Here is an 8,449-nt window from a genome sequence, read left to right on the forward strand (position 1 = left end):
CGCTCGACGAGGGGGTCCGGGGGCCGGCGCTCGTGCTGGCCGCCGCCGACCCGGCGAATCCGTACGGCGCCGCCCTGGCCTGGCCGGCCAGGGTCGAGGCGGGGGCACGCGGCCACCTGCCGGGACGCAAGGCCGGCGCCCTGGTGGTCCTGGTCGACGGCCGGCTCGTCCTCTACGTCGAGCGCGGCGGACGCACCCTGCTGTCGTGGTCGGACGACTCCGCGCAGCTCGAACCGGCCGCAGCGGCGCTGGCCGCCGCCGTCCATGCCGGGGCCCTGGGCAAGCTGACCGTCGAGCGCGTGGACGGCGAGCCGGTGCTCGGCTCGGACTCCGCACTCGCCGCAGCGCTCTCCGCCGCGGGGTTCGGGCTCACCCCGCGCGGCCTGAGGCTGCGGAGGTAGGGCATGCCCGAGGGCGACACCGTCTTCCGCACCTGCGCTCGTCTGGACGAGGCGCTCGCCGGGCGCGCCCTGGTGGCCGCCGAGCTCCGCTGGCCCGGCCTGTCCACCGCCGACCTGACCGGCACCACCGTCACCGCCGTCGTGCCGCGCGGCAAGCACATCCTGATTCGCCTCGCTTCGGGCTGGACCCTGCACTCCCACCTGAAGATGGAAGGCCAGTGGCGCATCGAGCGCAGCCGGCCGGCGCGAGGGGCCGATGCCTGGGCCCGCAGCGTCGACATCCGCGCGATCCTCGTCACGCCGGAGTGGACGGCGATCGGGCTGCGGCTGGGCCGGCTCGACCTCGTCCGCACCAGCGAGGAGGACACGCTGGTCGGCCACCTCGGTCCGGACATCCTGGCCGCGGACTTCGACCCGGTCACCGCAGTCGCGAACCTCGCTGCCAGTGGAACCAGCATCGGCGCCGCGCTGCTCGACCAGCGCAATCTGGCCGGGGTCGGCACCATGTGGGCCGCCGAGTCGCTCTTCCTCGAGCGGGTCAATCCGTGGGCCGAGCAGCTCGAGGAGGTGGTGATCGCGCGGGTGGTGGAGCGGGCGCGCCGGCTCATGACCGCCGCCGTCGGCAGCGCCCGCCAGTCGTCCACCGGTTCGACCAGGCCGGGTGAGAGCACCTGGGTGCACGCCCGCTCCGGACGCCCCTGCCGGCGCTGCGGCGCCACGATCCGGGTCGCGCCGATCGGTCCGCCGGCGCGCGAACGCGTCCTGTTCTCCTGTCCCGCCTGCCAGGGCGGACGCGCACCGGGCGACGACGGACATCCGATCGCCCCTCTCGGCGCCCGAGGCGGCAGGCGGGGGCGCCGAGAGCCGCGCTGAGGCGGCGCCGCCGACAAGCCGCGGCCATGCACCATTCACCCCGGCCCCACCCGTGGGCTACCTTGGTTCACAGGTTCCGCCCCGACGCGGACCCGGTCCGGTTCTCCCCATCCACCCTCGTCACCAAGGAGAAGCGTTGTCGATCCCACCCGCACGCCCTGCCCGCCTCCTCCTCGCCGCCGTCCTCGGCGCAGGCCTGGCCGTCGGCCCGCTCGCTGCCCCCGCGGCGCACGCGGCCGACCCGGTCACCATCAACCTGCTCAACCTCAACGACTTCCACGGCCGCATCGCCAAGGACACCACCGTGCAGTTCGCCGGCACGATCGAGAAGTCCCGCGCCCAGTACGGCGAGGCCAACACCCTGCTGCTGTCCGCCGGCGACAACATCGGCGCGTCGCTGTTCGCCTCTGCCACCCAGGACGACCAACCGACGATCGACGTGCTGAACGCGCTCGACCTGGCGGCGTCCGCTGTCGGCAACCACGAGTTCGACAAGGGCTTCGCCGACCTCACCGACAGGGTGATCGACGGCGGCGCCAACGCCACCTGGGACTATCTCGGCGCGAATGTCTACAAGACCGGCACGACCACGCCGGTACTGCCCGAGTACGGCGTCTACACGGTTGCCGGCGTCAGTGTCGGAGTGATCGGGGTGGTGACGCAGGAGACCCCTTCCCTGGTCTCGTCCCTCGGCATCAAGGGGCTCACCTTCGGTGACCCGGTCCAGGCGGTGAACCGGGTGGCCGCCCAACTCACCGACGGGAACACGGCCAACGGCGAGGCGCAGGTGGTCGTGGCCGAGTACCACGAGGGCGCGCCGGACAGCGCATCCGACTCGGTCGACCTCGACACCGAGATCGCCAGGAGCGAGGTGTTCGCCCACATCGTCGAGGACACCTCCGCGAAGGTCGACGCAATCTTCACCGGTCACACTCACCAGACCTACGCGTGGGACGCCCCGGTCGCCGGCGGCGGCACGCGTCCGGTGCTCCAGACCGGTTCGTACAGCGCCAACGTCGGGCAGATCCTGCTCAGTGTCGACCCTGCGACCGGCGACGTGCTCGACCACTCCGCGTCCTTGATCCCGCGCACGACCGACGCCGCCGACGACCTGGCCGGCACCTACCCGCGGGCCCAGCGCGTCTCGGACGTGGTCACGGCCGCCCTCGCGTACGCGGACACGGTCGGCAACAAGAAGATCGGCAGGCTCCGCGCCGACGTCACGACCGCCTACAGCGGGGGGAGCTACGTCGGCGGCGTCTACACCGGAGGCACCAGGGACGACCGCTCGAAGGAGTCCGCCCTGGGGAACCTCGTCGCGGACGCGCTGCTGAAGACCCTGAAACCGGGCGCGAGCGGAGGCGCCCAGATCGCCATGGTGAACCCCGGTGGCCTGCGGGCGGAACTGCTGTACACGCCCGGTACGACGGAGACGCGCAAGAAGGGCGTGATCACCTACGCGATGGCCAACTCCGTCCTGCCGTTCGTGAACAACCTGTGGACCACGACGCTCACCGGTGCGCAGTTGAAGGACGTCCTGGAGGAGCAGTGGCAGCCCGAATCGGCGAGCCGTCCCTACCTTCAGCTGGGCCTGTCGAAGAACGTCCGCTACACCTACGACTCCTCGGCAGCTGCGGGCTCGCGGATCACCGGCATCTGGGTGAACAACAAGCGGGTGACCGACGACGCCACCTACCGGGTCGGGTCGTTCAGCTTCCTGCTGGCCGGTGGGGACAACTTCACCACCTTCGCCGACGGCTCGGACACGAAGGACTCCGGGCTGGTCGACTACCAGGCCTGGATCGCCTACCTGACGAAGCACTCCCCGGTGAAGCCGTCCTTCGACAAGCACGGGGTGCAGGTGCAGGCCGCGGCCACCGCGGCGGTGGGCGAGGAGTACCCGATCTCGCTCTCCGGGCTCGACCTGACCTCTCTCGGAGCGCCGGCCAACACGAGGCTGAGCGTGACGGTGGGCGGGAAGACCGTTGCGCGCAACGTCACCGTGACCGACGGTGCGGCCGCCTTCTCGGTGACACTGCCGAACACCGGCGCGGTGGTCGTGAAGGCCAGACCTTCCGGCACGGTCGTGCGGATCCCGGTCGCCATCGGCAAGGCCGAGGCCACGGTCTACGGCAAGGCCGAGAGCAGGACCGTGAAGAAGGGCAGTCCGGTCAGGTTCCGCGTCCAGACGGCGCCGCTCGGCACCGGGGTGTGGGTCACCGGCAAGGTCAAGGTGTTCATCGGCAACCGCGTGGTGGCGAGGGCCACCCTGCGCAAGGGGAACTTCGGGACGAAGTCGGTCACGATCTCCCGGGCGGCGCTGAAGCGCTACGGCCGCGGCACGGTGGTGGCCACCGCGAAGCTCGTCACCTCCCCCGACACCCAGCCGACCGACCTGAAGGTGCTCACCCTCACGATCACCTGAGCCGGACGCTCCCCGCATCTGGACCGAGTGGAGAACCGTCCCCACTCGGTCCACTTACGCAGGAGTACCCGCAGAGGGCGGGCAGTTCCTGCGTATGGCGGGCGTACCTGGACCGAGTGGAGAACCGTCCCCACTCGGTCCAGGTGCGTCAGTCATCGGGTTCGGGGAGGAGCGGCTCAGCGGCGGCGTCTGGGGACCGGGTGGCCGGCGAGCTGCCGGGCGACATGGCTCCTGGCGTGGTCGACCGCGAGCTCGAGGTCGTCGAACTGGTGCTCGCCGGTGCGCAGCGCCTCGAGCACCCCGGCGCGGGCGGCCATCCGCTCGTGCTTGGACCGCAGGCCCTTGATCAGGACGGTGACGCCGCGAGCCTCCAGCAGCTGGACGACCTCGGCCAGGCGATGGGCACCGGTCGGGTCGAGCAGCTCCACCTTCGACAGCCGCAGCACGACCACCCACGCGTCGATGTCGGCGATGTCGTCCATGATCCGGTCGGCGGCACCGAAGAACACCGACCCGTTCACGCGCAGGACGGCGATGTGCTCGTCCCCCGGCGCCGGCCAGCCGGGCAGGTTCTCACGGTCGACGTGCGTGGTGTTGGCCAGCGCCCGCAGCGCGAAGAACGCCGCGAGAACGACACCGATCTCCACGGCGGTGATCAGGTCGAGCAGCACCGTGCAGGCGATGGTCGCCACGAAGGTGGCCGCCGTGCTGCGTCCCACCTTCACCAGGGCACGGACCTCGCGCACGTCCACCATGTGCACCGTGGTGGCGATCAGGACACCGGCGAGCGCCGACAACGGGATCCGTGAGGCGAGCCCCGCCCCGACGGCGACCACGCCCGCCAGCAGGAGCGAGTGGGCGACGGCGGCCAGCCGGGACCGCGCCCCGGCGCGGACGTTGACGGCCGTCCGCGCGATCGCGCCGGTGGCCGGCATGCCGCCGAACAGACCGGACGCGATGGACGCCAGCCCCTGGCCGAAGACCTCACGATCGGGCAGGACGCGTCCGGTGGGCGCCATGCCGGCCGCGACCCTGGCGGACAGCAGCGACTCGATGGCGGCGAGGGCCGCGACCGCGAGCGCGGGTCCGGTCAACTCGTGCAGGATGCCGAGATCGATCGCAGGGATGCTGGGCAGCGGCAGCTGGGACGGCAGCGCGCCGATCCTGCTGACGTCGAGCCCGGCGAACTCCGCGACGGCCGTCGCCAGGACGACGGCGATCAGCGCGCCGGGAACCGAACCCGGCAGGCGCCGCAGCGCCTCGATCAGCAGCACCACGCCGAGCGTGACCAGCAGCGGCACCCACGCCTGCGTCCAGTCGGCGGTGCGCACGGCGTCGATGGCGGCGGGAAGGGTCTTCTCCCCCGGTGTGGAAGCGGCGTCGAGCGCGAGCGGCACCTGCTGCAGGGCGATGATCAGCGCGATCCCGGCGGTGAACCCCTCGATCACCGGCCACGGGATGTAGACCACCACGCGACCCAGTCGCAGCGCTCCGGCGGCCACCAGGATCACCCCCGCGATCACCGCGACCGCCACGACGGCCTGCGTCCCGTACTGGGCGACGATCGGGGCGAGGACGACCGCCATCGCACCGGTCGGGCCGGACACCTGAACGTTCGAGCCGCCGAACACCGCCGCGACCAGGCCGGCGACGATCGCCGTGACCAGCCCCGCGGCGGCGCCCATCCCCGAGCTCACCCCGAAGGCGAGCGCGAGCGGGAGGGCGACGACGCCGACGGTGACGCCCGCGACCAGGTCGCGGCGCCAGCTGGTGCGCAGCGGGGCGAGGTCCGCGGGGCCGGGCAGCAGGCCGACCAGGTGGCTGCGGACGTGCGCGGGGATCACGCCGGGGCGCGGTGTGGCGGTATCGGGCATGGGGCCGTTCGGGTGGAGGAGCGGATGGCGGGTCAGCGCAACGGAGGCAGTGCGGACGCGGCGGCGAGCCGGTCACCGCTGGCCTCGAGCGAGTCGAGCAGAAAGCGGCGCGCGCTGGTCAGCAGGTCGACGACCGCGGGATGGGCCGTCCGGTAGTAGACGTGCGAGCCGACCCGCCGCGAACCGACGACGCCGTACTGGCGCAGCACGCCGAGGTGGCCGGACAGGTGGGACGGCGAGGCGTCGATGTCCGACAGGAGCTCGGCCACCGTCACCTCGCCCGCTCCCGGCCGAGCGGTCTCCTCGGCCACCAGCAGCTCCAGCACCCGGATCCGGATCGGATGCGCGAGAGCCCGGAACAAGTTGGCCTTGATCTCGTAGAGCGGCTCCTCGGCGGGTTTCACGGTTTCACAATATCGTGAAATGACTCCCGGCAGGCGCCTGTCCGCCCCGCGCACACGTCCGCCCTCCGCTCCGCACACCGGAACCGGTCCGCGCGCTCACCACAGGAGGACGGCCGTTATGGTGTGCGCATGGCGCGCCGAGCCTGGCTGTTCGTGCGGACGAACCCGTCCGCGGCCCTGCTCGCCGTGCAACTGCTGGGGATCCTGCTCTACGCGTTCGTCGACGACAGCCCCGCCAACTCGCTCGGCCGGCTCACGCTCACCCTCTTCGGAATGCTGGTCGTGGTGCTCGCCCTCGGCGTCGTCCGGGCCACCCCGACCTACACCTGGCTGGGTGTCCTGATCGGCATCCCCGCGGTCGTGCTCACGGTGATCGACTGGGCGGCCGGCGGCAGCACCGGCTGGCACCTCGCCTCCGACATCGTCCACGTCGGGTTCTACGGCTACACACTGGTCGGCCTGTTGCGCTACATGTTCGCCGACGAGACCGTGACCAACGACGAGATCTGGGCCATCGGCGCCACCTTCACCGTCGCGATCTGGCTGTGGGCCTACGCCTACTCCGTCGTCCAGACCCTCGTCCCCGGCTCGTTCACCGCCGCCGTCGACCCGGCCGGCCAGCGCTCGTGGATGGAACTGCTGTTCCTGTCCACCACGACCATGAGCAGTACCGGCCTGTCCGACGTGGTGCCCGTCAAGCCGGTCGCCCGATCGGTGGTGATGGTCCAGCAGATCGCGGGCATGCTGTACCTCGCGGTCGCGGTGTCCCGCATCGTCGGGCTCACCCTCGGACGCCGCCGGAAGGACACATGAGACAACTCACCCGCACCACCCACTGGCTCACCTCGGCGATCGGTGCCCACTGCTACTGGCTGGATGCCGGTGAGCGGGTCGCGATCATCGACCCCGGCATGACGGCGGGCCTCAATCGCGTGGCCCGCGAACTCCGCGCCGCGGGACGCTCACCGTACGAGGTCACCGACATCCTGCTCACCCACTACGACCCCGACCACGCGGCGGCCGCGGCGGCCTGGCAGCGCCGGACCGGAGCCCGCACCTGGCTCGGCAGCGAGGACGCGGCGATCCTCACCGGCGCCGCCCCCGTTCCCGGGACGCCGTTCCGCCAGGGCATGGCCGTCCTCGGCCGTCCCGAACTGCCCGGCAGGTTGCACCTCATCGAGGGCGACGTGGAGCTGTGGCCCGGCCTGGTCGGCCTGCACACCCCCGGGCACACGCCGGGTCACCACTCGTTCCGCGCGGGCGACGTCCTGTTCGTCGGCGACTCCTTCCAGCTGCGGGACGGGCGCCCGGTGCCGCCGCCCGCGTTCCTGCAGACCAGCGTCCGCCAGGGCCGCTCGGACGTCGCCCGCCTCGCCGCCCTGGACGTCGACTGGTACTGCTGCGGTCACTCCGACCCGTCCCGTCGCCGCCGCTGACCGTGCCCACCGGCCCCCTGCGGCACGTCCGGCACCGGGCCGGCGGGCGCACCGAATTCCGCGCGTCCCATTTTGCGGAAATCCTCGCGCCCGCGCGTCCGGCAGGTCTAGCCTGAGCTGAGGTTAGGCAAACCTAACCCGCCGGACCATGGCCCGACGATCTGACGACCTGCGGAGAAGAGCGTGCTTGCCACCTTCGTGATCGGCCTGCGCGAGGGCCTCGAGGCCGCGCTGATCGTCGGCATCATCGCCGCCTTCCTCAGGCGCAACGGGCGCTCGCTCACCCCGATGGTGGTCGGTGTGCTCGCGGCCGTCCTGCTCAGCCTCGGTGTCGGAGTGGGCCTCCACCTCGTCGAACGCGAGCTGCCCCAGGCCGCCCAGGAGGGCATGGAGACGATCATCGGCACCGTCGCCATCGTGTTCGTCACCGGCATGGTGCTGTGGATGAGCACCCACTCCCGCGGCATGAAGAAGGAGCTGGAGGCGGAGGCCGGCGAGGCCCTCGGCAACGGCTCCACTCGGGCGCTCGCGCTGATGGCCTTCCTCGCCGTGCTGAAGGAGGGCTTCGAGACCTCCGTGTTCCTGCTCGCCACCTTCTCCGCCTCCACGGACGCGGGCGCCGCCGCCCTCGGCGCGGCGTTCGGCCTCGTCGCAGCGGTCGCGATCGGCTACGGGCTCTACCGCGGGAGCGTGAAGCTGAACCTCGGCCGGTTCTTCCAGATCACCGGCGCCTTCCTCGTCCTCGTCGCCGCCGGCCTGGTGGTCAGCACCCTCGGGACCGCGCACGAGGCGGGCTGGCTGGACGCCGGCCAGCAGCGCACCGTCGACCTGACCTGGCTCGCCCCGACCGGGTCGATTCGCGGGGCACTGTTCACCGGCGTCCTCGGGATCCCGCAGGACCCGCGCCTGATCCAGGTGGTCGGCTGGTTCGCCTACCTCGTCCCGATGGCCCTCTACCTGTACTGGCCGCGCCGGCTGCGTCCATCCGCGGCGGCGGCCGCGCGGCTGCGCCACGGGATCGCGGCCGGTCTGGCCC

8 protein-coding genes are annotated in these 8,449 nt (G+C 72.0%); 6 read left to right on the forward strand and 2 right to left on the reverse strand.

Annotated features, from left to right (window positions below; genetic code table 11):
- The 3 genes from QM633_RS02735 to QM633_RS02745 all read left to right on the forward strand — a co-directional run.
- On the forward strand, window positions 1–401 hold a 401-nt coding region (locus tag QM633_RS02735), incomplete at its 5' end, for a hypothetical protein (RefSeq protein ID WP_415152190.1).
- A 3-nt stretch (window positions 402–404) separates the two neighbouring features.
- Window positions 405–1,274 carry an Fpg/Nei family DNA glycosylase gene (locus QM633_RS02740; RefSeq protein WP_415152191.1) on the forward strand — a complete coding sequence of 290 codons (870 nt, stop codon included), beginning with the start codon at window positions 405–407 and terminating at the stop codon, window positions 1,272–1,274.
- A gap of 136 nt (window positions 1,275–1,410) precedes the next feature.
- A complete protein-coding gene (locus tag QM633_RS02745; protein WP_415152192.1) occupies window positions 1,411–3,699 on the forward strand; it encodes a bifunctional metallophosphatase/5'-nucleotidase in 2,289 nt (762 codons plus the stop codon).
- A gap of 176 nt (window positions 3,700–3,875) precedes the next feature.
- Here QM633_RS02745 and QM633_RS02750 read toward each other — a convergent pair whose 3' ends face one another.
- Together QM633_RS02750 and QM633_RS02755 are read right to left on the reverse strand one after the other, a co-directional pair.
- Complete coding sequence (locus QM633_RS02750) at window positions 3,876–5,573, reverse strand: SulP family inorganic anion transporter (RefSeq protein WP_415152193.1); 1,698 nt, start codon at window positions 5,571–5,573, stop codon at window positions 3,876–3,878.
- 32 nt (window positions 5,574–5,605) lie between these two features.
- Window positions 5,606–5,977 carry an ArsR/SmtB family transcription factor gene (locus QM633_RS02755; protein WP_415152194.1) on the reverse strand — a complete coding sequence of 124 codons (372 nt, stop codon included), beginning with the start codon at window positions 5,975–5,977 and terminating at the stop codon, window positions 5,606–5,608.
- 129 nt (window positions 5,978–6,106) lie between these two features.
- Here QM633_RS02755 and QM633_RS02760 point away from each other — a divergent pair, with 129 nt between their 5' ends.
- From QM633_RS02760 to efeU, 3 genes are all read left to right on the forward strand, one after another.
- Entirely contained in the window at window positions 6,107–6,790 is a 684-nt protein-coding gene (locus tag QM633_RS02760; protein ID WP_415152195.1) for an ion channel, read from the forward strand.
- The gene (locus tag QM633_RS02765) at window positions 6,787–7,413 is read left to right on the forward strand and encodes an MBL fold metallo-hydrolase (protein WP_415152196.1); all 627 of its coding nucleotides are present in this window, start codon (window positions 6,787–6,789) and stop codon (window positions 7,411–7,413) included. The genes QM633_RS02760 and QM633_RS02765 overlap by 4 nt, the downstream gene beginning before the upstream one ends.
- 183 nt (window positions 7,414–7,596) lie before the next feature.
- On the forward strand, window positions 7,597–8,449 hold an 853-nt coding region (gene efeU, locus QM633_RS02770), incomplete at its 3' end, for an iron uptake transporter permease EfeU (protein WP_415152197.1).

The organism is Propionicimonas sp., from assembly GCF_047606205.1.
In the GTDB taxonomy this organism is placed as follows: domain Bacteria; phylum Actinomycetota; class Actinomycetes; order Propionibacteriales; family Propionibacteriaceae; genus Propionicimonas.

Coding starts and splice junctions, on each gene's coding strand:
- QM633_RS02740 (WP_415152191.1), top strand. CDS start 405: ATGCCCGAGGGCGACACCGTCTTCCGCACCTGCGCTCGTCTGGACGAG.
- QM633_RS02750 (WP_415152193.1), bottom strand. CDS start 5,573: ATGCCCGATACCGCCACACCGCGCCCCGGCGTGATCCCCGCGCACGTC.
- QM633_RS02765 (WP_415152196.1), top strand. CDS start 6,787: ATGAGACAACTCACCCGCACCACCCACTGGCTCACCTCGGCGATCGGT.
- QM633_RS02760 (WP_415152195.1), top strand. CDS start 6,107: ATGGCGCGCCGAGCCTGGCTGTTCGTGCGGACGAACCCGTCCGCGGCC.